The following is a 20,460-nucleotide window of genomic DNA, read 5'->3' on the forward strand; positions in this document are numbered from 1 at the left end:
GGCAAGGCATCAGGCCGCGATCGGGGGACGCAATCCTGTCTCGCTCAGGTGCGAGCGGTAGTAAGCAAAAACGCCCACTGGCTGGGCCTGGGTCTGCGTGGACGGCGGCAGCCAGGCCAGCGCCGGCAACACCGCCGGATTCTGGCCGTGGCAGTAGCCGCTGTGCATCAGGGCGTGCATCAGGCCAGCACCATCGCGCTCGCCGGCATCGCCTTCGTCGGCACCGTCATGGCCGTGCGGTGCGGTGTCTTCCAGATGCATCTGGTCGTGCGCCAGCGCGTGAACATCGCCCAGCGCGCAAGCCACCGGTGCGACCAGCACGCCCATGACCAGCACCGCCAACGCCATCAGGCGCAGCAACGGGTGCAACAGGCGGGCGCGGCGAAACAACATGGGCGCAGCGTATCGGGGCCGGGGTAGTTACACAATCGCATGCACGGCGTAGCGTCGTTCACAGACGATCCATCCGCATTGCCTTCGCTCCAGGACACGGAATTTCGAGTCCGTAGCGTGGTTCAGATGCAATCAAATACTTGGGGCGAAAGCACGAGTCGGCCGGGCGCGCGGGGCCCTCGCCGCTTGCGGGACACGCCGTGAATCGATCCCTGGATGCTCGGTGGCGGTATCCATGCATGCCGCCACACGATCCCGCAATTGGCGAGGACACCGCACCAGAAAGTCTGCTGGGGGTCTTTGTTGAAAGCCATGAACACCGACCATCGCGACTGGTCCTTGCCCGCTCACCGTCGCGGGACCTTACGCGGCACGGATGCCGCGTAAGAGCCTCCATGGACGGATTCACGGCGTGTCCCGCGACGGTGGGCGGGCGAGGGCCCTGCAGCCAAACCACAGACCAGCCGCTCCACAGATGGTGCTGTCAGCCGCTCCCAGTGCCCCCACGCGTCACGGCGCCGCGTTGCGCGCCCGCTTGGCGTCAGCCGGGCGCGCCTTGCTGTCGGCGATAAACGCACGCACCTGCTGCTCCAGCACCGGCAAGGTCACCGAGCCCTGCTTCAATACCGCGTCGTGGAAGGCCTTGATGTCGAAGCGATCGCCCAGCTCGCGTTCGGCTTCGGCACGCAGCTTGACGATGGTGATCTCGCCCAGCTTGTAGCTCAGCGCCTGGCCGGGCCAGGAGATGTAGCGATCCACTTCGGTGGTGACTTCGTGTTCGCTCAGTGCGGTGCGGTCGCGCAGATAGGCCAGCGCCTGGTCGCGGCTCCAGCCGTCGTGGTGCACGCCGGTGTCGATCACCAGCCGGCAGGCGCGCCACATCTCGTAGGTGAGCCGGCCGAATTCTTCGTACGGGGTCTCGTAGATACCCATCTCCTGGCCGAGCTTTTCGGTGTACAGCGCCCAGCCTTCGCCATAGGCGGAAATGTAGTTTTCGCGGCGGAACGCGGGCTGGTCGCCCTGCTCCAGCGCCAGCGAGCCTTGTAGCGAATGCCCGGGCGAAGACTCGTGCAGGGTCAGCGCCGGCAGGTTGTACAGCGGCCGCGACGGCAGGTTGTAGGTGTTGACCCAGTAGGTCGTCGCACCACCGCGCCCGGCGGTCCAGAACGGGGCAATGTCGTCCGGCACCGGCTTGATGGTGAAACGCCCGCGCGGCAGCGTGCCGATGAACTTGCCCACCTGCCCGTCCACACGCTTGGAAATCCATGCGGCGCGATCAAGCAGCTCCTGCGGGGTCTTGGCGTAGAACTGCGGGTCGGTGCGCAGGAAGGTCAGGAACTGCGCGAAGCTGCCCTTGAAACCGACCTGCTGGATGATGGCGTTCATCTGGGTCTGGATGCGCGCTACCTCGTCCAGGCCGATCTGGTGAATCTGCTCGGGCGTCAATTCCAGCGTGGTGTATTCGCGGATCTGCTGCCGGTAGAACGCTTTGCCATCGGGCAGCGCTTCGGCCGCCAGGGTGGTTCGCGCCTTGGGCATGTAGTCGGTGCGGAAGAAGGTCAGCAATTTGGCGTAGGCCGGAAGCACCGCGCCGCTGACCGCAGCCTTGGCCTGCGCGCGCAGCTGCGCCTGCTCCGCAGCCGGGATCTGTGTCGGCAATTGCTTGAATGGCGCGTAGAAGGGGGAGTCGGTGGGGTCCTTGACCTCGGCGACGGTGGCGATGGAGACATCGCGCCCGTCCAGCACCGCGCGCGGCACGCTGAAGCCGCGCGCCAGGCCGGTGCGCATGTTGACGATCTGCTGATCGAAATAGCGCGGCACATCGTTCAAGCGCGCGATGTAGGCGCGGTACTCGGCAGCGGTCTTCATCGGCCGCTGCGCCATGAAGCCCAGGTTGGACCAGAACGAGCTATCGGAATTGAACGGCATCTCGTACAGGCGCAGGCGCACCTCGGCCGCGAGGTTTTCCACCTGCGGGCGATAGATCGCAAGGTTGATCTGGTTGGCGGGCGAGAGCTGTTTCGGGTCGATACCGTCGAACTGCTTGAGCACACCCTGCCACACCGCCAGACGCGCTTGCTGGGCGACCGCGCCGACGTCCGGCAGCTTGGTGTTGTCGCCAGTGGTGTCGGTGTCTTCGTCGGCCTGGCCAGTCTCGGCCTGGCGCCATGCCCACTCTTTTTCGTAGATCGCGCGGAAGCGCGCGTCGGCAGGTGCTTCGGCAGTCAGCGTGGCCGGCGGCGTGGCGGCCTGCGCCGAGCTGAAAGCGAAGCCTGCGCCCAGCAGGGCGAGCGAGAGTGCGGCGGCGAGCGGAGAAGTCACGTGCGGAGAGCCTGATCTGAAACGAACGCCCGATCATGGCAGCCCGCGCGTGAGCTGCCATGGGCCGGAAGTCCCAATGGGCTGTTGCCGGCGGTGGCTGTTGAGCTCCCTCTCCTGCCGTCGGGAGCACGTGGGCGGTTGCGCTGATGTGGCTGGAGTGTCGGGCACTGCCCCCCTCCGCCCTGCGGGCACCTTCCCCCGCAAGCGGGGGAAGGGTGCTGGTGTGCCTGTCCAGCGAAGACAGGCGCTGAGCTTGTCGGGGACGCTGCTCACTCCCTCTCCCGCCTGCGGAGAGGGTTGGGGTGAGGGCGCTTTGAGACCGATTGGCTCAGGCCTTGCGTACCACCACCAGATGCCGTTCGCCGTCCAGGCCGGGCACCTGCAAAGGGTGCACCTCGCTCATCGTCCAGCCGTCGGGCAATGCGGCGATCTCTTCGTGCGGATAGAGGCCCTTCATCGCCAGCAGGCTGCCGCCCGGGCGCAGCAGGTGACCACCCACGTCGATGATGCCGGCCAGCGTATCCAGTGCGCGCGCGGTGAGGTGGTCGTAGGCGGCCGGCTCATCCAGCGCTTCGGCACGCGACTCGGCCACGCGCGCGTTGTCCAGTGCCAGGTGACGCAAGGCCTCGCGCATGAAGCGCGCCTTCTTGCCGTTGCTTTCCACCAGGGTCACTTGCAACTGCGGGCGAGTGATGGCCAGCGGAATGCCAGGCAGGCCGGGGCCGGTACCCAGATCGGCCAGGGTGCCGCTGGCGATGTACGGCTGCATGGCAAGCGAATCGAGCAGATGCCGGGTGACCATCTCGCGTGGGTCGCGCACGGCGGTGAGGTTGTAGGTCTTGTTCCAGCGCACCAGCAGGGCCAGGTAACGCAGCAGCGGAGCGGCAAACGCCGCATCCAGGGATTGGGCCTGCAGGCCGCGTTCGAGCGCGGCGGAAACATCGGAGGGAAGTGCGGCATCGTTCATGGCGCGATTATCGCAGTTGACGGTGGAGTGGCGGGAATGGGGAATGGGGAAGCGTCGATGCTCGCGGGAATGATCTGAAGCAACCGGACCGCATCGGCGCAGTCGGCCGGCACTTCACGGCCTTGGTGGCGCGATACGGCGACGCATCGCGGGCATGCTGGCCGGCGCTCGCGATGCCGCGCCTCCCTGGCCGGCATCGACGTGATCCCGGGCACGCGGCCTGGAGCGGTGCCCGTGACAGACACGCAGCGGTAAGACAGCGGCGCTACATCTGCAAGCTCCCCGCTGCGCGAAGGACACCCCATGACCGCCTCCAATCCCTACCGCCGCCGCGTGTTGCAAGGTTTGGGCGCCGGACTCTTGCTGCCGGCAGCTGGCGGTTGGTCTGCACGCAGTCTGGCCGCGCCCTCCGGGCGGCCGATGATCACCGATGGGGTGCAGAGCGGCGATGTGCTGGACGGCCGCGCACTGCTATGGAGCCGCGCCGACCGCCCCGCACGGCTGCGGGTGGAGTGGGATACGCGCCCGAGCCTGCGCCAGGCGCGTCGCGTGGAGGGAGGCATGGCCGTACCCGCCCACGATCTCACCGCGCGCGTGGACCTGGACGGGTTGCCGTGCGACCAGGACATCTTCTATCGGGTGCGCTTCGAGGACGCCGACAGCGGTGTGCTGAGTGCGCCGGTGCATGGGCATCTGCGCAGCGCACCGCAGACGCGCCGCGATGTGCGCTTTGTCTGGAGCGGCGACACCGTGGGCCAGGGCTTCCGCATCAATCCCGACGTCGGCGGCATGCGCATCTACAGCGCGATGCGCGCACGCAACCCGGATTTCTTCCTGCATAGCGGCGACACCATCTATGCCGACAGCCCGGTCCCGGCCGAACTCATCGTCGAGGAAGGCAAGCGCTGGCGCAATCTCACCACCGCGGCCAAGAGCAAGGTGGCCGAAACGCTGGACGAGTTTCGCGGCAACTACCGCTACAACCTGCTCGACGACCATGTGCGCCGCTTCAATGCCGAGGTGCCGCAGCTGTGGCAATGGGACGACCACGAAACCACCAACAACTGGTCGCCCGGCAAGCAATTGGATACGCGCTACCAGGTGCGCGATATCCAGGTGCTGGCCGCGCGCGCGCGCAAAGCGTTCCTGGAATACGCACCGATGCGCGGCGTGCGCGCCGACGGCGATGGGCGCATCTATCGCAAGATCAGCTATGGCCCGCTGCTGGATGTGTTCGTGCTGGACATGCGCAGTTATCGCGGCGCCAATAGCGATAACCTGCAACCCACGCCGAGCGCAGAGACCGCATTTCTCGGCGCCGAGCAGCTGGCCTGGCTGCAGCGCGCATTGGCCGGCTCACGCGCGCAGTGGAAGGTGATCGCCGCCGACATGCCGATCGGTTTGCAGGTCCCCGATGGCGAAGATGGCAACGGGCGCCCACGCTGGGAAGCAATCGCCAATGGCGATGATGGCGCGCCGCGCGGACGCGAGCAGGAGATCGCCGCACTGCTGCGTTTCATCAGCCGCGCGCGCATCCGCAACACGGTGTGGCTGACGGCCGATGTGCATTATTGCGCCGCGCATTACTACCACCCGGACCGCGCCGCGTTTCAGCAGTTCGAGCCGTTCTGGGAATTCGTCGGCGGCCCGCTCAATGCCGGCAGCTTCGGCCCGAATGCGCTGGATGCCACCTTCGGCCCGACGGTGGTGTTCCAGAAGGCGCCGCCCGCGCCAAACACCTCACCGCTGGCCGGGTATCAGTTCTTCGGCGAGGTGGAGATCGACGGCGCCAGTGGCGTATTGACGGTGACCTTGCGCGATATCGATGGCGTGGCGCAGTTCCGTCAGCCGATCTTGCCGTTTGGCGCGGCGCCTCACGTGGCGGGCTGAGGATAAAACGCCAGCGCGGCGCGGCAGTCGGGCGCGGCCCACCATTCGTGCAGCTGCCACTGCGTGGCATCGCCAAGTTCGGGGTCGCACCACTGCAGCTGCAATGCGCCATCTGGCGCCAGCGTATACGCTAGCCGATGCAGGCCGAACGACAAGCCATGCCCGTAGGCCTTGAGCAAGGCCTCCTTGGCGCACCACAGGCGGAAAAACAGCGCCTGCTGTGCGTCGGCCCCCCGCGCCGCCAGCAACGCCAGTTCGTCGGGGTGGAAGAAACGCTGCGCGATGTCCAGCAGGCGCGGGCGTGCGCGGATACGTTCCAGATCCACCCCCAGCCGCACGCCGCGACCCAGCCCAACCAGCAGATAGTCGCCACTGTGGCTCCAGCCGGTATCCCAGTCGGGCAGCGCCGGCTGCAGGGAGGGTCGGCCTCGCGCGTCGCGCTCCAGTGGCACCCGCGCAGAGTCGATCCCCAATGCCGGGCCAAGCAACTGACGTGCCTGCGGCTCGCCGCGCTCGCCATGCCGGTGCGGACGCAGCCACAGCTGCACCGGTCCGACCTGCCAGCTCGCGTGCGCTGTCACGCCTTATGCACCAAACCGAACATTCGACCAAATCGTTCATCGCGCTCGACAGCTGCTTCACGGCACGCTGCGTCCAATGGCGCCCATGCACCGCTCCCGGTGCAAGCGAACGAGGAGATTGGCACCATGGGCATCATCATCTGGTTGATCATCGGCGGCATCGTGGGTTGGCTGGCCAGCATCATCATGCGTCGCGATGCACAGCAGGGCATCATTCTCAATGTGGTGGTCGGTATCGTTGGTGCGATGATTGCCGGTTGGTTCTTAGGCGGCGGCATCAATCAGGCGATCACGGTGATGACCTTCGTCTGGTCGTTGGTGGGTGCGGTGATTCTGCTGGCCATCGTCAACCTGTTTACCCGCGGACGTGTGCGCTAATCGGTTCTGACCAAACGTGCGTGCGGCCATCATGGTCGCAAGCAGTGGGTGCAAGAATCGTAGCGTACGCATCGTCCACGCAGAGTCCGAGCCGGCACTTTCGCGCTGAGGGCTGTTCACTGGTTTTGCTGGTTGCGCCATGTCGCGCCATTGCGTTTACGACAATGCCCGGGCTTGCCCGGGCATTGTCGTCTCAGCTGCCGGCAGCACGACGATCTGCAGGGTGATTGACGCCCTCTTCCACCGGCACCGCAATGTTCAGCGCATACGGGTTGACCCCTTCCAGACAGCCGACGTTGTAGCCGTACTCGTTGGGATTGGAGCGGCGGCGGTGATGGGTATAGATGCCGCAGACGCCGCAGAAATAGTGCGCGGCGGTGTGCGTGTTGAACTGATACAGGCGCAGCACCTCTTCGCCCTGCAGCACGTGCAGGCCATCGAGCGTGACCGAGGCGACGATGGCGCCACGGCGGCGGCACATCGAACAATCGCAACGGCGTGGATCGATCAGGCCGTTCGGTAACTCCAGGTCGATCTGCACCGCGCCGCAATGGCAACTCAACCGGTGCACCGGCCCCAAGGTCACGTCGCCGATCTTGTGGGTACTACGCCGCAGGTGACGCTCGCTCATGCGCCGACCTCCGCCAGCTGCACCCAGGCCGGGGCGTGGTCGCTGGGACGTTCCCAGGTGCGCGGTTCGCGGTCGATGCCCGCCCCCACCGCGCGTGCGCGCAACGCATCCGACACCAGGGTCAGGTCGATGCGCAGCCCCAGGTTGCGGCGGTACGCGGCCTGACGGTAATCCCACCAGCTGAACTGCTCGGCGTCGTCGTGATGCAAACGGAACGCATCGTGCAGGCCCAGCGCCAGCAATTTTTCCAGTGCGGCACGCTCGGCGGCGGAGGTGAGGATGTGGGCCTCGTTCCATACCACCGGGTCGTGCACGTCGCGCGCATCCGGTGCGATGTTGAAGTCGCCCAGTACCACCAACTGCGGATGGCGCTGCAGCTCCTGCGCGATCCAGTCGTGCACAGCCTCCAGCCAGCGTAGTTTGTAGGCGTATTTGTCGGTGCCCACGTCCTGGCCGTTGACCACGTACAGATTGATGATGCGCACGCCATCGACGGTGGCGGCGATGACGCGCTGTTGCACGTCATCGAACCCGGGGATGCCCATCTGCACGTCCAGCGCCGGCGCGCGCGACAGGATCGCCACGCCGTTGTAGGTCTTCTGCCCGCAGAACACGCTGCGGTAACCGAGCGCGGCCAGCGCCGCATCCGGAAACTTGTGGTCTTCCAGCTTGGTTTCCTGGATGCCCACCACGTCCGGCGCGAAATCGGTGAGCCACTGTTGCAGGTGCGGCAGCCGCACGTTGAGCGAGTTGACGTTCCAGGAGGCGATCTTCATGGCGGGGGCCGTGGTTCAAACCACCAATGGTACCCCCGCCACCTGCCGACGCCTCAGGGCTGCCCCACGCTCCGCACCCCCAACTGGTTGGCGACCGGCCGCTCGCGTCCCGGAATGCCGGTGTGGATGGGACGGTTGAGCGTGCGCACGCGGCCGTCCACGCGCGCGGCCAGGGTGCTGGAGCCGCCGCCGTCCAGGTTGATCGCCGCACTGGCGCCGAGCCGCTGCAGCACGGCGGTGAGCGCGTCCAGCGTCATGCCGGCGCTGTAGCCGGGCTGGCGGCCATCGGCCACCACCATCCACAGGGTCTTGCCGGCACGGTCCAGGCCCAGCGCGCTGCGCGGTTCGGCGCCGTCGTAGTAGTCGGCGCGGCTGGCTTCGCGTGGTTGGCGCTTGCCACCAAGCAACAGCAGCGGGCCGGCGCCCACCCCGAGGCGCGTGCCCGGCGGGCAGCTGCCGCGCACGATGCGCGCGGCGTTGCGTGCGCTTACACAAAACGCGGCATCGACGCGCGCATCGCCGGTGGCGGCGGCCGAATCGAGATGGCCGTCACCGATGGCCAGGCCTTCGGCGGTGACGCCCTGCCCGGCTGCCGGCACGAACGCCTTGTCGAACAGATGCCCGCCATCGAACGGCAGGAAGTAGTTGGCATTGATCGCCAGCGCCAGCCCGCCGTCGCGCACGAAGGCCGTGCTGGGGCGAATGATCGTAGAGGCGTGGCAGCAGCGACGCTGCCCAGTCTCCTCACTTCGACCAAACGCAAAAACGCCGGCACTAGGCCGGCGTTTGCGACTACTTAGCGACGCTGCACTCAGTGACCCGATGCACCGCTCGCACCCAGGCCGGTTTCGGCGCGGATCTGCTGGGCCTTGAACGCTGCGCGTTCGTTGGCCGCCTGCGGGCTGCGATCCAGGATCGAGAACAACCAGATGCCGACAAAGCCAATGGTCATCGAGAACAGTGCCGGCGAGGTGTACGGGAACGGCGCCGACCCGGCCGCGTTACCCAGCGTGTCCACCCACACCGACGGCGACAGCACCGTGAGCACCAGCAAGGAGATCAGGCCCAGGAAGCCGCCGACCACCGCACCGCGGGTGGTGCAGTTCTTCCACAACAGCGACAGGATCAGCACCGGGAAGTTGGCCGAGGCAGCGATGGCGAACGCCAGCGACACCATGAAGGCCACGTTCTGCTTCTCGAACACGATGCCCAGCAGCACCGCGATCACGCCCAGCACCAGGGTGGTGGCACGCGAGACCTTCAGCTCCGAACCCGGCGCCGGGTTGCCCTTCTTGATCACCGTGGCATACAGGTCGTGCGACACCGCCGAGGCACCGGATAGCGTCAGGCCGGCGACCACCGCCAGGATGGTGGCGAAGGCCACCGCCGAGATGAAGCCCATGAACACGTTGCCGCCGACTGCATTGCCGACCAGCACCGCCGCCATGTTGGCCGCACCCTTGCCGCCGTGGATGGTGCCGGTGGTGACATCGGCGAACTGCGGATTGGTCAGCACCAGCGCGATCGCGCCGAAGCCGATGATGAAGATCAGGATGTAGAAATAGCCGATCCAGGTGGTGGCCCACAGCACCGACTTGCGTGCCTGCTTGGCATCGGGAACGGTGAAGAAGCGCATCAGGATGTGCGGCAGGCCGGCGGTGCCGAACATCAGCGCCATGCCGAACGAGATCGCCGAGATCGGATCCTTCACGAAACCACCCGGCCCCATGATCGACAAGCCGGCCTTGGCTGCGTCCTCAGGCGATGCACCGCCGTTGGCCGCAATTGCCGTCTTCACCCGCACGCCCTCGGCAAACAACGCCTCGAAGCTGAAGTTGAAGTGCCACATGATCGCCACGGCCATGAAGGTCACGCCGGTCAGCAACAGCACTGCCTTGATAATCTGCACCCAGGTGGTAGCGGTCATGCCGCCGAACAGCACGTAGACCATCATCAGCACGCCGACCAGGGTCACCGCCACCCAGTAGTCCAGGCCGAACAGCAGCTTGATCAATGCACCGGCACCGACCATCTGTGCGATCAGATAGAACAGCACAACCACCAGCGTGCCGGACGCCGCAAAGCTGCGGATGGCGGTCGGCGCGAAGCGATAACCGGCCACGTCGGCGAAGGTGTACTTGCCGAGGTTGCGCAGCCGTTCGGCCATCAGGAAGGTCAGGATCGGCCAACCGACCAGAAAGCCGATCGCATAGATCAGGCCGTCGTAGCCATTGGCCATCACCGCCGCGGTGATGCCCAGGAACGAGGCCGCCGACATGAAGTCGCCGGCGATCGCCAGGCCGTTCTGGAAGCCGGTGATGCCGCCGCCTGCGGTGTAGAAGTCGGAGGCCGACTTGGTTTTGGCCGCAGCCCACTTGGTGATCCACAAGGTGCCCAGCACGAAGAAGCCGAACATGCCGATCGCCACCCAGTTGGTGGGTTGCTTGTCGACCTGGCCCATGTCGCCACCGGCGGCCAGCGCGAGGCCGGCCGGCAGCAGGCCGGCCAAAATCAGGAGAAGGCGCGAAGTCTTGCTCATTTGCGGGCTTCCTCCAGGATCTGCGCGGTCAGCTGGTCGTAGGTGTTGTTGGCACGACGCACGTAGATGGCGGTGATGATGATGGTGAACACCATCACCCCGATCGCGATCGGAATGCCGATCGAGGTCACCCCGGCGCCGATCGGTTTGGCAAGGAATTCCTTGTCGAAGGCAATCAGGCCGATGTAGCCGTAGTAGGCGAGCAACATCAGCACGGTCAGCGTCCAGCCCAGCGTGTTGCGTTGGCGTTTGAGCGCGTGGTACTTCGGATTGGCATCGATCTTGGCGATCAGTGCGTCATTCGAGACGGTCATGGTCTGTCTCCTGGAGTGCGGGCGGCACGGCCCGCCCACATACGTGGCGGGCCACCGGCGGGGTGAATCTTAGAAGCTGTACTTGGTGGTGAACTGCAGGCGCGAGATGTCGCCGGAATCGCCGTTTTCGGCTTCGCGGCGGCCGTACATCAACTCTGCACCCACATCCACCTTGGGCAGCGGCGAATAGAAGACATTGGCGCGGATGCTCTGCTGCGACTTGCTCGCCAGCCCACCGGTATTGGTGATGTCGTGGTCGTAATCCACGCGGGAATACATGATGGTGCTGCGCAACTTGGCGTTGTAGTCGTGGCGCCAGGCCAGCCAACCGGCCACGGTGCTGACGGTCTGGATATTGCCGTCCATGTCGATTTCCACATCCGAGCCGTTGCCCAGGCCCAGATAGCGGCCAAGACCTTCGCCATAGCTGAGCTGATAGCGCAGGTCGTTGTTGGAATTGATGATCCAGCGGCCGCCGCCGGCGATGGCGCCGCCGAAGTCGGTGTCGTTGGTCAGTGCGCTGCGGGTGCGGTACTGGCGCGCGATCGCCGACAGACCGAACGTGCCCCAGGTGCCCTTCCAGTTGTAGCGCGCGGTCAGATCCGGCATCGCACCGTGATCCGAGGCCAGGATGGTGTTGCCGCCCTGGTAGGGCGTGGTCAGCGTTTCGGGATTTTCTGCCGAAACGCTGAAAGCGCCCCGCGTGTAGCGGATCTGGGTCTGACGGCTGAACAGCGCGCCATCGGTCGGCCCGACGATGTCGGCCGCTTCCGGCAGGATCGTGGCGTCGATGAAGTTGGACCAGGTCTGGCCGGCCAGCCAATTGTTCCAGCTCATGTAGGCATGCCGCAGGGTGCCGCCGTACAGATTGTTGACCTGGTTGGCCAGCGCGTTGCCGAAGAAATCCAGTTCGATGAAGCCGGTGAGCTTGTCGCCGTTTTCGGTGACCGTGTCCACGCCCAGGTTGAAGCGCGAGAACTTGGCATGGAAGTCGGTATCGGTGCTCGATGCCTGCCCCCCGACAGGCGTCTGCGTCGGGATATACAGGTAACGCCCCACCGCACCTTCAGGCAATGCGCCGTCGCTGGTGCGGGTGGTCATGAAGTCGGCCTTGATGAAACCACCGTAACGGAACGTTGTCCCCGCCGCTGCGTTCGGTGTGATGCTGGTGATCTGGATCGGACGCTTGCCGGCCGGAACCGCGGGTGCAGGCGCCGGCGTCTGCGCCTGCAGGGTGCGCACCTCGGTGACCTGCGTCTGCGTCTGGGCAATCTGGCCCTGCTGCTGTTGCTGCGCGGTCACCAGCAGTTGGACCTGGCGCTCGAGCTCGGCAATGCGGGCTTCCAGTGCCTTTTCCTTTGGCGTCTGCGCAAACGCAACGCCCGGCAGGATGCTGGCCACGAACAAGGCGGCCGCCAACGGATGGCGCACCAACGGTGCAGTACGGTGTTTCATGGAACCCTCTCCCCAATGAAGGCCTCGCGCTTGATGGCGATGCTGTGCGGAGCGTGAGGCAGTCCGCGCTTCGGAGCCTATTCGCCTTTGGTCGTAGCTGCAACGCAGCATTCCACAAGGTGACCGATGGTCGCACCAGGACCCGCAATGGATGTGCGCCAACGCACGCCCCTGGTTACGACCATGGTCTAACGCGCTGTTGACCACCGGGACAGAATGGATACGGCACACTGATTGCCTACCGAGGGCAGCAGCAGCGCCCTCTTCCGACAAGTTCATCGCAAGTGAGGGTGCCATGGCTGATGTTTATCCCGTCGATCCCGCGTTCGCCAAGGGCGCGCGCGTCAATGGCGAGCAGTACGCAACGCTGTACCGCGAATCGATCGAGCATCCCGAGCAGTTCTGGGGCAAGGCCGCACAGCGGCTGGACTGGTTCAAGCAACCCACCCAGGTCAAGGACGTCAGCTTCGCGCTGGACGACTTCCACATCCGCTGGTTCGGCGACGGCGAGCTCAACGCCAGCGTCAACTGCCTGGACCGCCAGCTGGCCACGCGCGGCGACAAGACCGCGCTGCTGTTCGAACCCGACAGCCCGGACGCCGCCTCCTACCCGGTGACCTATCGCGAGCTCTATGAGCGCGTGTGCAAGCTCGGCAACGCCCTGCGCAATCTCGGCGTCAAGAAGGGCGACCGGGTCACCATCTATCTGCCGATGATCGTCGACGCGGCCGTGGCCATGCTGGCCTGTGCGCGTATCGGCGCGGTGCATTCGGTGGTGTTCGGCGGCTTTGCCGCCAACTCGATCGCCGACCGCGTGATCGATTGCCAGAGCAAGCTGATCATCACCGCCGACGAGGGCCTGCGCGGCGGCAAGAAGATTCCGCTCAAGGCCAACGTGGATGCGGCGCTGAAGATTCCCGGCACCAATACCGTCGAAACCGTGCTGGTGGTGCGCCACACCGGCGGCGCGGTGGAGATGCAGGCACCGCGCGACCGCTGGTTCCACGATGTGGTGGATGGCCAGCCGGCCGAATGCGAACCCGAGCGCATGAATGCGGAAGACCCGCTGTTCATCCTCTACACCTCCGGTTCCACCGGCAAGCCGAAGGGCGTGCTGCACACCACCGCCGGCTATCTGTTGTTCGCCAGCTACACGCATGAAGTGGTGTTCGACCTGCGCGAGGACGACATCTACTGGTGCACCGCCGACGTGGGCTGGGTCACCGGCCACAGCTACATCGTGTATGGCCCGCTCGCCAACGGCGCCACCGCGCTGATGTTCGAAGGCGTGCCGAACTACCCCAGCGTGTCGCGCTTCTGGGAAGTGATCGACAAGCACCAGGTCACCCTGTTCTACACCGCGCCCACCGCGATCCGCGCACTGATGCGCGACGGCGAGGCGCCGGTCAAGAAGACCTCGCGCAAGAGCCTGCGCCTGCTCGGCAGCGTGGGCGAGCCGATCAATCCGGAAGCCTGGCGCTGGTACTACGAGGTGGTCGGCGACAGCCGCTGCCCGATCGTGGACACCTGGTGGCAGACCGAAACCGGCGGCATCCTGATCTCGCCGCTGGCCGGCGCGGTCGATCTCAAGCCTGGCTCGGCCACGCTGCCGTTCTTCGGCGTACAGCCGGCGCTGGTCGATGCCGAGGGCAAGATCCTGGAAGGCGCCACCGAAGGCAATTTGGTGCTGCTGGATTCGTGGCCGGGTCAGATGCGCAGCGTCTACGGCGACCACCAGCGCTTCATCGACACCTATTTCCGTACCTATCCGGGCAGCTACTTCACCGGCGATGGCTGCCGCCGCGATGCCGATGGCTATTACTGGATCACCGGCCGCGTGGACGATGTGATCAACGTGTCCGGCCATCGCATTGGCACCGCCGAAGTGGAAAGCGCGCTGGTCTCCCACCCCAAGGTCGCCGAAGCGGCGGTGGTCGGCTTCCCGCACGACGTCAAGGGCCAGGGCATCTATGCCTACGTGACCTTGATCGCCGGCGAAACCCCGAGCGAGGAATTGCACAAGGAACTGGTGAGCTGGGTGCGCAAGGAGATCGGCCCGATCGCCTCGCCCGATCACCTGCAATGGGCTCCCGGCCTGCCGAAGACGCGCTCGGGCAAGATCATGCGCCGCATCCTGCGCAAGATCGCCGAAAACGCACCCGATCAACTCGGCGACACCTCCACCCTGGCCGATCCGTCGGTGGTGGATTCTTTGGTGAGCGAACGTTTGACGCGCTGACGCGCGTCGGAATCGGGAATGGGGAATCGTTGAAGCGGTCCCTGAGCAGTGGGGTGAATCAGCGGGCCTGGGGATTCGTGGAGACGGTCCCCAGGCCATTCCTCCCCACGTCGATTTTGATCTTTCCAACACGCCACACTAACTTCGCCACCCCGCTTTCGCCGTCTTGCTCGTTGTCGTTGCTGCTTGCCCCGCTGCTTCGCTGTTGCCTTTGCAATTCCCGATTCCCCACTCCCGATTCCCGGCCCCTCAATGACCACCCTGCTGATTGCTGATGACCATCCCCTGTTTCGCGAGGCCTTGCGCGGGGCGGTGCAGCGGGTCATGCCGGGCGTGCAATTGTTCGAAGCCGACAACGTGGATGCCTTGTACACGCTGGCCGATGCGCAACCGGACGCGGACCTGTTGTTGATGGATCTCAACATGCCGGGCGCGCAGGGCTTCAGTGCGTTGGTGCATATGCGCTCGCTGCATCCGCAGTTGCCGGTGGTGGTGGTCTCCGCACGCGAAGAGCCCACGGTGATGCGGCGTGCCATTGACCATGGTGCGTTCGGTTTCATTCCCAAGTCCGCCGATTCGGACACCATCGGCCGGGCGTTGGCCACGGTGCTGGACGGCGAACGCTGGATTCCCGCCGAAGCGCAGAATCTGCCGCCCACCGATAGCGAAGAGCGCGAGGTCGGTCAGCGGCTGCGCGATCTCACCCCGCAGCAATTCCGCGTGCTGCAGATGCTGGGCGCAGGCCGGCTCAACAAGCAGATCGCCTACGACCTGGGCGTGTCCGAAGCCACGATCAAGGCGCACGTCACCGCGATCCTGCGCAAGCTCGGTGTCACCAACCGCACCCAAGCGGTGCTGATGGCCGGCAAGCTCGCCATCGACGCCGACGGCATCGTATTGCCGCCGCCGGAAGAGGACTGAGCGCAACGCAGCGAGCGGGTGCGCGCACCCTCAGCGCGGGCTGGTTACCTCAGCGAAGCTGCAACGGAGGGCGTCAGCCATAAGGTTGTCAGTGCAACGACTGGTCCGTGCAGACCTTCGATGCGCTTTGCGGGGAGGGCACATGCCACACCTCGTTTTCGTTTTCGTCATCGCCTTCATAGATCGCATAGCGTCCATCGTCCTGACGGTGCATGGTCGGGCTAAAGGTGACGAAATCGGTGCGGCCATCTGGGCCAATGAAATACATATCGCCCGCACACACGAAATTGGAATTCGGCTTCGGACCCAGCGCAGCGCAGCTGATCTGCGAGGTCTCCGCGCGCACCACGCGACTCACGCGTGGGCGGACCAGTCTGCGATCGGCGGCATCGCAGAAATAATCGGCAAGCACCCTGCGCATCTCACGCTGCGACGGCATCCAGGACGGACAGCTGTTGTACGCATCGACCAGACAGGTTGGGACAACGCCACTGGGCTCGTTGCGGTCGGACGCAGCAGCGCGGCTGTCTTGCAGTGGCAGCAACAGGCCTGCGGCGACAGCCAGCAGGCAAACGTAGGAAGGCATTAGGAGCGGGAATCGGGGTGCGCGGGGCGTCGACTCTACGCCATGCTCGGTGGATGCTTTGTATCCCGCTCCACGGATCTGTAGCCGCGTGGCATGCTGTGCACTTGCGGCGCATCGGTGCGTGCCGTCTCCAGGGGATCCATGCAGCCATTTACCTTTCCGCGCGGCACGCTTGTGCTGGCCTTCGTGCTGGCTTCGCTCGGTTGCGCCACTGCGCAGGCCAACGACAGCAGCTTCGGCGACGACAACGGCACGATCCAGCTGCTGCATCAGCCCGATATCAGCATGGACAAGGAAGCGCTGTTGCTCAGCGAGGAGCGCGTGCAGGTGAATTACGTGTTCACCAACCACAGCGAGCGCGCATTGAGCGTGCCGGTCGCCTTCCCGATGCCGCCGATGTATTTCGGCATGGCCGATCACAGCGAACTGACCGATTTCAAGGTGTGGGTAGACGGCAAGCCGGTGACCACCACGCGCAAGCTGGTGGTGCTGCTGGACGATGGTAGCGACATATCCAAGGCATTCGCGGCAAGCGGTTGGAGCACCGACGATATCGCCACGTTTGCCGAGTCGGGCGACGTGCCGACAGGGCGCAAGCCGTTGCCGGCGCGCTGGATCGACCAGGACCAGCAGCCACGCTTCACGCTCAGCGAGTATTTCGTCTGGCAGCAGGTCTTTCCCGCACGAGGCAGCGTGCAGATCCGCCATGTCTACGCGCCCAGTCTGTCCACCGGCGTGCCGCAGAGCAGCGCGTTCCTGCTGGAATCGTATGCCAAGAGCACCTGCATCGACCCGTCTACCAAGGCCAGCATGCAACGGCGCGAGGGCGAGAACGGACTGGGCTGGGCCAACCTGCGCTATGTACTGACCACCGGAAAGAACTGGAATGGCCCGATCAAGGACTTTCAACTAACCATCCGCAAGCAAGCCGCACGCGACATTCTCAGCGTGTGCTTCGATGGCACGTTGCAAAAGATCGATCCGCTGACCTTTCAGTTCAGGCAGGCCAACTTCGTGCCGATGCGCGATCTGGACCTGTTGTTCGTGCGTGGCGTCCAGTAGCTGGCGTGGCCAACGCGTCGCCAACTGCACGCCCACCGATTGCTGGGCGTGTCGAAGCCACGCCGCATGTCGGCTGACCGATGCCAGCAGGGCTCGCGCCCGCCGTCGGCAGGCATTGCGCAATCGAACGATGCCAGCCGACACAGGACTGGCAAGCCCAAGCGCCGGGGCGTGACCGTCTCCACAGCTGTGCACCGCACGACATCGCAGTTGTCGATATCACCATTGACCATGAGCTGATAGCTGGGCAAGGCTCGGGTATCAAGGATGCTTCGGAGCTGGCATGGCGCAACGTTTTCCCTGGCTATGGATTGGCCTGCTGATGGCATGTGCATTGATCGCAGTGCTGGCGTGGCAGAACCGACAACTGCGCGTGCAGCAGCAGTGGATGCAGACGCGCATCACTACGCCGTACGAAGGCATGTATGTGCCGCAGATCGAAGCGACCGATGCCCAAGGCAAGCGCCATTTGCTGGGTGCGCCGCAAGGGCAGGCGCAGGTACTGTTCTTTTTCACCACCACCTGCCCGTATTGTCAGCGTTCGGCACCGACCGTGGTACGGGCTGCGCGACAACTGCAGGCCAACCTGCCGGGTCGGCCGCAACTGCTGGGCGTTTGCCACTGCGATGCGGCGCAGGCCGCGCGCTATGCGCATGTGCATGGCTTCGATTTTCCGGTGGTCACGTTGACCGATCGTCGCGCGCTGATGCTGTTCCGCGCGCGCAATGTGCCGCTGCTGATGGCCATTGGTGGGGACGGGCGCGTGCGCCACTCCCATGTTGGCGTATTCGATACCACGGAGCGGGTGCAGGATCTGGTCGCCGCCTTGGGCCGCACGGATGCGCCAGCGGCTTTTGCAACGTTGAGGGAGTAATGCATGAAAAAGCGTTGGGTAAGCTTGCGCAGTGCGTTGATGGCAGCGACGTTTCTGGCCAGCACCGGCTTCGGTGCGTTCCAGGTGATGGCCGTGGACGGCGCACAGCCGAAGGCCGAATCGTGTAGTGCATGGGCCTGCAAGGCCGAGTGTCCGGAGTTTGGTGGCGATCTGGGGCAAGGCAACGTTTGCTATTGCTGCGGTTGAGTTTAGCGGCGGGGCCATCATGGCCCCGCCCTCTACGCAAGCCCAGGCACTGACGCCACGTAGTGCCGTTCGCTGGGGCCCACGTGCGCCGCTCTCAACCCAGCGCGCGGTACCTGAAATCGCGCAGCACCACCTCGCCTTGTTGCGCGGCATACACGCCCAGCTGCAGGCTCAAGAATCCACCGAAGACGTTGTGGTGGAATCCGGACACTTCCATGCGCGTAGGATGGCGCGTCCATTGCCGGCCCTCGTCGAACGAGTATTCAAAGCTCACGATGTGGCGGTCGTTGGTCAGCCGCACGCGGATGCGGCGATGGATGTTGGGCGCGCGTGCCCACACCAGCTCTTCTGAATATTCGTAGGTCTTCATGGTGTCGGCGGTGAAGCCGATACCGACGAAGGCCTTGTGGTTGTAAAACAGCAGGATGCCGCCTTCGGCATTGCCAACCAGCTCCAACGTAACCTCGGCCGCATACGCACGATCGGGCACGCCGCAGGTCAGCGGTGCGCTGTCGATCGGCGATGTGCCGGCGCAGGTGAGCGTCAACGCCTTGTTGGCGCGCCGTACGCGCGCCTGCTCGCCGGGCTTGGGCGCGTGCAGGCTCCACTGGGTGCCGAATCGGTCGGTGGAAAAATCATCTGACAATGCGAAGCCGCTCGCCGCATTCGCACTGCCGATGGCAGCGCGCGCCGGCGTGCGCAACGGTTTGGACAGGTCGCCGCCAGTGGCGCGAAACCAGCCGTCGTCGGTCCACTCGATCGGCTCCAGCAAGGTCTGCCGGCCCAGGGTCCGGAAGCCGTTTTCGTAACCGTGATAGACCAGCCACCAATCGCCGCGCGGGCCCTGCACCAGCGTGGCATGTCCGCGCGACCACCACGGCTCCTGTTCGGACAGAGTACGCACCAGCGGATTGCGCGGGCAGTGTTCCCACGGCCCGTGCACCGAGCGCGAACGCGCGGCGATGACCATGTGCCCGGTCACCGGCCCGGCGGTGCCACCGACGGCGGTGACCAGATACAGCCAACCGTTGTGCCAGGTGAGCTTGGGGCCTTCGGGGGCGAAGTTCTCCACCACCCAGTCGTCGGGATACCGCCACGGCGCGTAGGCTGGCTCTAGCTGCCCGTCGGTGGCCAGGCCGTCGTCGCGCAGGCGGATCTTGCGAATGCCGTTGACGAACAGATAGCGCTTGCCGTCTTCGCCCACGACATGGCCGGGGTCGATGCAGCCGGCGATGTCCAGATCGATCGGCGCGCTCCACGGCCCGCGAATGTCGTCGGCCCAGATCACGAAGATCGACCAGCCCTTGTCGTCGGGATTGGCCGGAATGTAGATGAAGTAACGGCCGTCGTGCTTGCACAGGTCCAGCGCCCAGATCGTGCCCAGTTCCTGGCGGAGTGCCGGGCCGATCGGGGTCCAGTTGACCAGGTCGGTGGAGTGCCACAGCACGATACCCGGGTACGAAAAGAACGACGAAAACGTCATGTAGTAGTCGTCGCCATCCTTGAGGATGGTGGGGTCCGGGTGATCGCCGGCCACGATGGGGTTGAGATAGGTGCCGTTGCCCAGGTCGGCCTTGCGCTGGCCTTCGATGCCCCGCGCGCCCTGCAGCGTGCGTGTGCATGGCGCCGCCGGGGCCTGCGCTGCAGCCGCCAATGGCGCAACCAGCGCGCCGGCTGCCAACACCTTGAACAAATCGCGCCGTGTCGTATCTGGCATGCATCAGCTTCATCGGATCAGGGCTGGTATCTAGCCTGACCCATCAGTGCGAGGCAACCGTGCAAGCCGCGTTATAGGAACTCGTGATGCGGCGTCCGGATTTTGAAATAGCTGCATCGCGCGGTTACAGCAGGCGGGACCGCGCTGACGCGCTGCACTGCGCGTGGCTGTGCTGCGGAAGCAGGCACGCCCGCGGTCGGGAGTGCACTGGCGGCGTGCGGCAGCAGGGCGATTTCTGCAGCGTATGCGGATGAGTGCTTGGATGGGCAGTCGTGTTCTACGAGAAGTGGGCCTGCTTCCTGGATCTCACGCTTTGTTACTCCATCGTCGTTACTGACGTTGCAGTAAAGAGGCATCCAGCCTGACCGGTGAATCTGGTCTAGCTGTCGACCCGCCGACCATATGACGACAGCCGCCGCGTGCAAGGCAGCAAATCACGCCGGTCACCCAATCCCGCTTGCGAAGTTCAGCTTCCCTCCTGTCATGCTGCGCTGCAGCGTGATCTGTTCATTGATGATTGCCATATTCATATGCGAACAGCCGGGCACCTGCCGGCTGGTGGACATCGAAATGCAAAGCCTCTGCCGTCCAGATGCTGCTCCCGCCTG

General features: G+C 65.1%; 19 protein-coding genes. 7 read left to right on the forward strand and 12 right to left on the reverse strand.

All coding sequences use genetic code 11. The features are described from left to right. Positions 1–9: 9 nt before the first annotated feature. The 3 genes from BJD12_RS11530 to rsmG all read right to left on the reverse strand — a co-directional run bounded on the left by BJD12_RS11530 (position 10) and on the right by rsmG (position 3,682). Positions 10–393, reverse strand: coding sequence for a hypothetical protein (locus BJD12_RS11530; RefSeq protein WP_005998251.1), 384 nt, complete (start codon positions 391–393; stop codon positions 10–12). A 510-nt stretch (positions 394–903) separates the two neighbouring features. After that, on the reverse strand, positions 904–2,715 hold the full coding sequence (locus BJD12_RS11535) for a DUF885 domain-containing protein (protein WP_005995470.1): 1,812 nt from the start codon (positions 2,713–2,715) through the stop codon (positions 904–906). A 328-nt stretch (positions 2,716–3,043) separates the two neighbouring features. Then, positions 3,044–3,682 carry a 16S rRNA (guanine(527)-N(7))-methyltransferase RsmG gene (gene rsmG, locus BJD12_RS11540; protein WP_005995473.1) on the reverse strand — a complete coding sequence of 213 codons (639 nt, stop codon included), beginning with the start codon at positions 3,680–3,682 and terminating at the stop codon, positions 3,044–3,046. Positions 3,683–3,985: 303 nt separating this feature from the next. Between rsmG and BJD12_RS11545 the strand changes: the two genes are divergently transcribed. Further along, positions 3,986–5,572, forward strand: coding sequence for an alkaline phosphatase D family protein (locus BJD12_RS11545; RefSeq protein WP_042828374.1), 1,587 nt, complete (start codon positions 3,986–3,988; stop codon positions 5,570–5,572). On the opposite strand, the gene BJD12_RS11550 is transcribed toward BJD12_RS11545, so the two are convergent. After that, positions 5,557–6,153 carry a 4'-phosphopantetheinyl transferase family protein gene (locus BJD12_RS11550; RefSeq protein WP_005995478.1) on the reverse strand — a complete coding sequence of 199 codons (597 nt, stop codon included), beginning with the start codon at positions 6,151–6,153 and terminating at the stop codon, positions 5,557–5,559. The genes BJD12_RS11545 and BJD12_RS11550 overlap by 16 nt on opposite strands. Before the next feature lie 126 nt (positions 6,154–6,279). Here BJD12_RS11550 and BJD12_RS11555 point away from each other — a divergent pair, with 126 nt between their 5' ends. Further along, positions 6,280–6,531: a GlsB/YeaQ/YmgE family stress response membrane protein gene (locus BJD12_RS11555; protein ID WP_039425819.1), complete on the forward strand. Its 252-nt coding sequence runs from the start codon at positions 6,280–6,282 to the stop codon at positions 6,529–6,531. Positions 6,532–6,724: 193 nt separating this feature from the next. On the opposite strand, the gene BJD12_RS11560 is transcribed toward BJD12_RS11555, so the two are convergent. The 6 genes from BJD12_RS11560 to BJD12_RS11585 form a co-directional block, all read right to left on the reverse strand. Beyond that, positions 6,725–7,162, reverse strand: coding sequence for a GFA family protein (locus BJD12_RS11560; RefSeq protein ID WP_039425809.1), 438 nt, complete (start codon positions 7,160–7,162; stop codon positions 6,725–6,727). Further along, positions 7,159–7,938, reverse strand: coding sequence for an exodeoxyribonuclease III (gene xth, locus BJD12_RS11565; protein ID WP_005995484.1), 780 nt, complete (start codon positions 7,936–7,938; stop codon positions 7,159–7,161). The genes BJD12_RS11560 and xth overlap by 4 nt, the downstream gene beginning before the upstream one ends. Positions 7,939–7,991: 53 nt before the next feature. Next, positions 7,992–8,621 carry a phosphodiester glycosidase family protein gene (locus BJD12_RS11570; protein WP_005995486.1) on the reverse strand — a complete coding sequence of 210 codons (630 nt, stop codon included), beginning with the start codon at positions 8,619–8,621 and terminating at the stop codon, positions 7,992–7,994. Between the two features lie 128 nt (positions 8,622–8,749). Next, complete coding sequence (locus BJD12_RS11575; RefSeq protein WP_074059378.1) at positions 8,750–10,477, reverse strand: cation acetate symporter; 1,728 nt, start codon at positions 10,475–10,477, stop codon at positions 8,750–8,752. Next, positions 10,474–10,791 carry a DUF485 domain-containing protein gene (locus BJD12_RS11580; RefSeq protein WP_005995490.1) on the reverse strand — a complete coding sequence of 106 codons (318 nt, stop codon included), beginning with the start codon at positions 10,789–10,791 and terminating at the stop codon, positions 10,474–10,476. The genes BJD12_RS11575 and BJD12_RS11580 overlap by 4 nt, the downstream gene beginning before the upstream one ends. Before the next feature lie 69 nt (positions 10,792–10,860). Next, entirely contained in the window at positions 10,861–12,246 is a 1,386-nt protein-coding gene (locus tag BJD12_RS11585; protein ID WP_039425802.1) for a DcaP family trimeric outer membrane transporter, read from the reverse strand. 295 nt (positions 12,247–12,541) lie between these two features. On the opposite strand from BJD12_RS11585, the gene acs reads away from it, so the two are divergent. Further along, positions 12,542–14,485, forward strand: a complete 1,944-nt coding sequence (acs, locus tag BJD12_RS11590; protein WP_005995493.1) for an acetate--CoA ligase — start codon at positions 12,542–12,544, stop codon at positions 14,483–14,485. Between the two features lie 252 nt (positions 14,486–14,737). Further along, positions 14,738–15,406 carry a response regulator transcription factor gene (locus tag BJD12_RS11595; RefSeq protein WP_005995494.1) on the forward strand — a complete coding sequence of 223 codons (669 nt, stop codon included), beginning with the start codon at positions 14,738–14,740 and terminating at the stop codon, positions 15,404–15,406. A gap of 88 nt (positions 15,407–15,494) precedes the next feature. Here the strand turns inward: BJD12_RS11595 and BJD12_RS11600 are convergent, their stop codons facing one another. Continuing rightward, on the reverse strand, positions 15,495–15,992 hold the full coding sequence (locus BJD12_RS11600) for a hypothetical protein (protein ID WP_005995495.1): 498 nt from the start codon (positions 15,990–15,992) through the stop codon (positions 15,495–15,497). Between the two features lie 141 nt (positions 15,993–16,133). Here BJD12_RS11600 and BJD12_RS11605 point away from each other — a divergent pair, with 141 nt between their 5' ends. The 3 genes from BJD12_RS11605 to BJD12_RS11615 all read left to right on the forward strand — a co-directional run bounded on the left by BJD12_RS11605 (position 16,134) and on the right by BJD12_RS11615 (position 18,135). Then, positions 16,134–17,054, forward strand: a complete 921-nt coding sequence (locus tag BJD12_RS11605; protein WP_005995496.1) for a DUF4424 family protein — start codon at positions 16,134–16,136, stop codon at positions 17,052–17,054. Positions 17,055–17,364: 310 nt separating this feature from the next. Beyond that, positions 17,365–17,928, forward strand: coding sequence for a peroxiredoxin family protein (locus BJD12_RS11610; protein ID WP_172797222.1), 564 nt, complete (start codon positions 17,365–17,367; stop codon positions 17,926–17,928). 3 nt (positions 17,929–17,931) lie between these two features. Beyond that, a complete protein-coding gene (locus BJD12_RS11615; protein ID WP_039421648.1) occupies positions 17,932–18,135 on the forward strand; it encodes a hypothetical protein in 204 nt (67 codons plus the stop codon). Positions 18,136–18,229: 94 nt separating this feature from the next. On the opposite strand, the gene BJD12_RS11620 is transcribed toward BJD12_RS11615, so the two are convergent. Beyond that, positions 18,230–19,852 carry a family 43 glycosylhydrolase gene (locus BJD12_RS11620; protein ID WP_005995498.1) on the reverse strand — a complete coding sequence of 541 codons (1,623 nt, stop codon included), beginning with the start codon at positions 19,850–19,852 and terminating at the stop codon, positions 18,230–18,232. Between the last annotated feature and the right edge of the window lie 608 nt (positions 19,853–20,460).

The organism is Xanthomonas vesicatoria ATCC 35937 (genome assembly GCF_001908725.1).
Lineage (GTDB): Bacteria > Pseudomonadota > Gammaproteobacteria > Xanthomonadales > Xanthomonadaceae > Xanthomonas > Xanthomonas vesicatoria.

What these genes read in the sequence shown, in the direction of transcription:
- BJD12_RS11595 (WP_005995494.1), top strand. Translation starts at nt 14,738, where the DNA reads ATGACCACCCTGCTGATTGCTGATGACCATCCCCTGTTTCGCGAGGCC.
- BJD12_RS11560 (WP_039425809.1), bottom strand. Translation starts at nt 7,162, where the DNA reads ATGAGCGAGCGTCACCTGCGGCGTAGTACCCACAAGATCGGCGACGTG.
- BJD12_RS11605 (WP_005995496.1), top strand. Translation starts at nt 16,134, where the DNA reads ATGCAGCCATTTACCTTTCCGCGCGGCACGCTTGTGCTGGCCTTCGTG.
- acs (WP_005995493.1), top strand. Translation starts at nt 12,542, where the DNA reads ATGGCTGATGTTTATCCCGTCGATCCCGCGTTCGCCAAGGGCGCGCGC.
- BJD12_RS11555 (WP_039425819.1), top strand. Translation starts at nt 6,280, where the DNA reads ATGGGCATCATCATCTGGTTGATCATCGGCGGCATCGTGGGTTGGCTG.
- BJD12_RS11585 (WP_039425802.1), bottom strand. Translation starts at nt 12,246, where the DNA reads ATGAAACACCGTACTGCACCGTTGGTGCGCCATCCGTTGGCGGCCGCC.
- xth (WP_005995484.1), bottom strand. Translation starts at nt 7,938, where the DNA reads ATGAAGATCGCCTCCTGGAACGTCAACTCGCTCAACGTGCGGCTGCCG.
- BJD12_RS11530 (WP_005998251.1), bottom strand. Translation starts at nt 393, where the DNA reads ATGTTGTTTCGCCGCGCCCGCCTGTTGCACCCGTTGCTGCGCCTGATG.
- BJD12_RS11620 (WP_005995498.1), bottom strand. Translation starts at nt 19,852, where the DNA reads ATGCCAGATACGACACGGCGCGATTTGTTCAAGGTGTTGGCAGCCGGC.
- BJD12_RS11545 (WP_042828374.1), top strand. Translation starts at nt 3,986, where the DNA reads ATGACCGCCTCCAATCCCTACCGCCGCCGCGTGTTGCAAGGTTTGGGC.
- BJD12_RS11615 (WP_039421648.1), top strand. Translation starts at nt 17,932, where the DNA reads ATGAAAAAGCGTTGGGTAAGCTTGCGCAGTGCGTTGATGGCAGCGACG.
- BJD12_RS11575 (WP_074059378.1), bottom strand. Translation starts at nt 10,477, where the DNA reads ATGAGCAAGACTTCGCGCCTTCTCCTGATTTTGGCCGGCCTGCTGCCG.
- rsmG (WP_005995473.1), bottom strand. Translation starts at nt 3,682, where the DNA reads ATGAACGATGCCGCACTTCCCTCCGATGTTTCCGCCGCGCTCGAACGC.
- BJD12_RS11580 (WP_005995490.1), bottom strand. Translation starts at nt 10,791, where the DNA reads ATGACCGTCTCGAATGACGCACTGATCGCCAAGATCGATGCCAATCCG.
- BJD12_RS11600 (WP_005995495.1), bottom strand. Translation starts at nt 15,992, where the DNA reads ATGCCTTCCTACGTTTGCCTGCTGGCTGTCGCCGCAGGCCTGTTGCTG.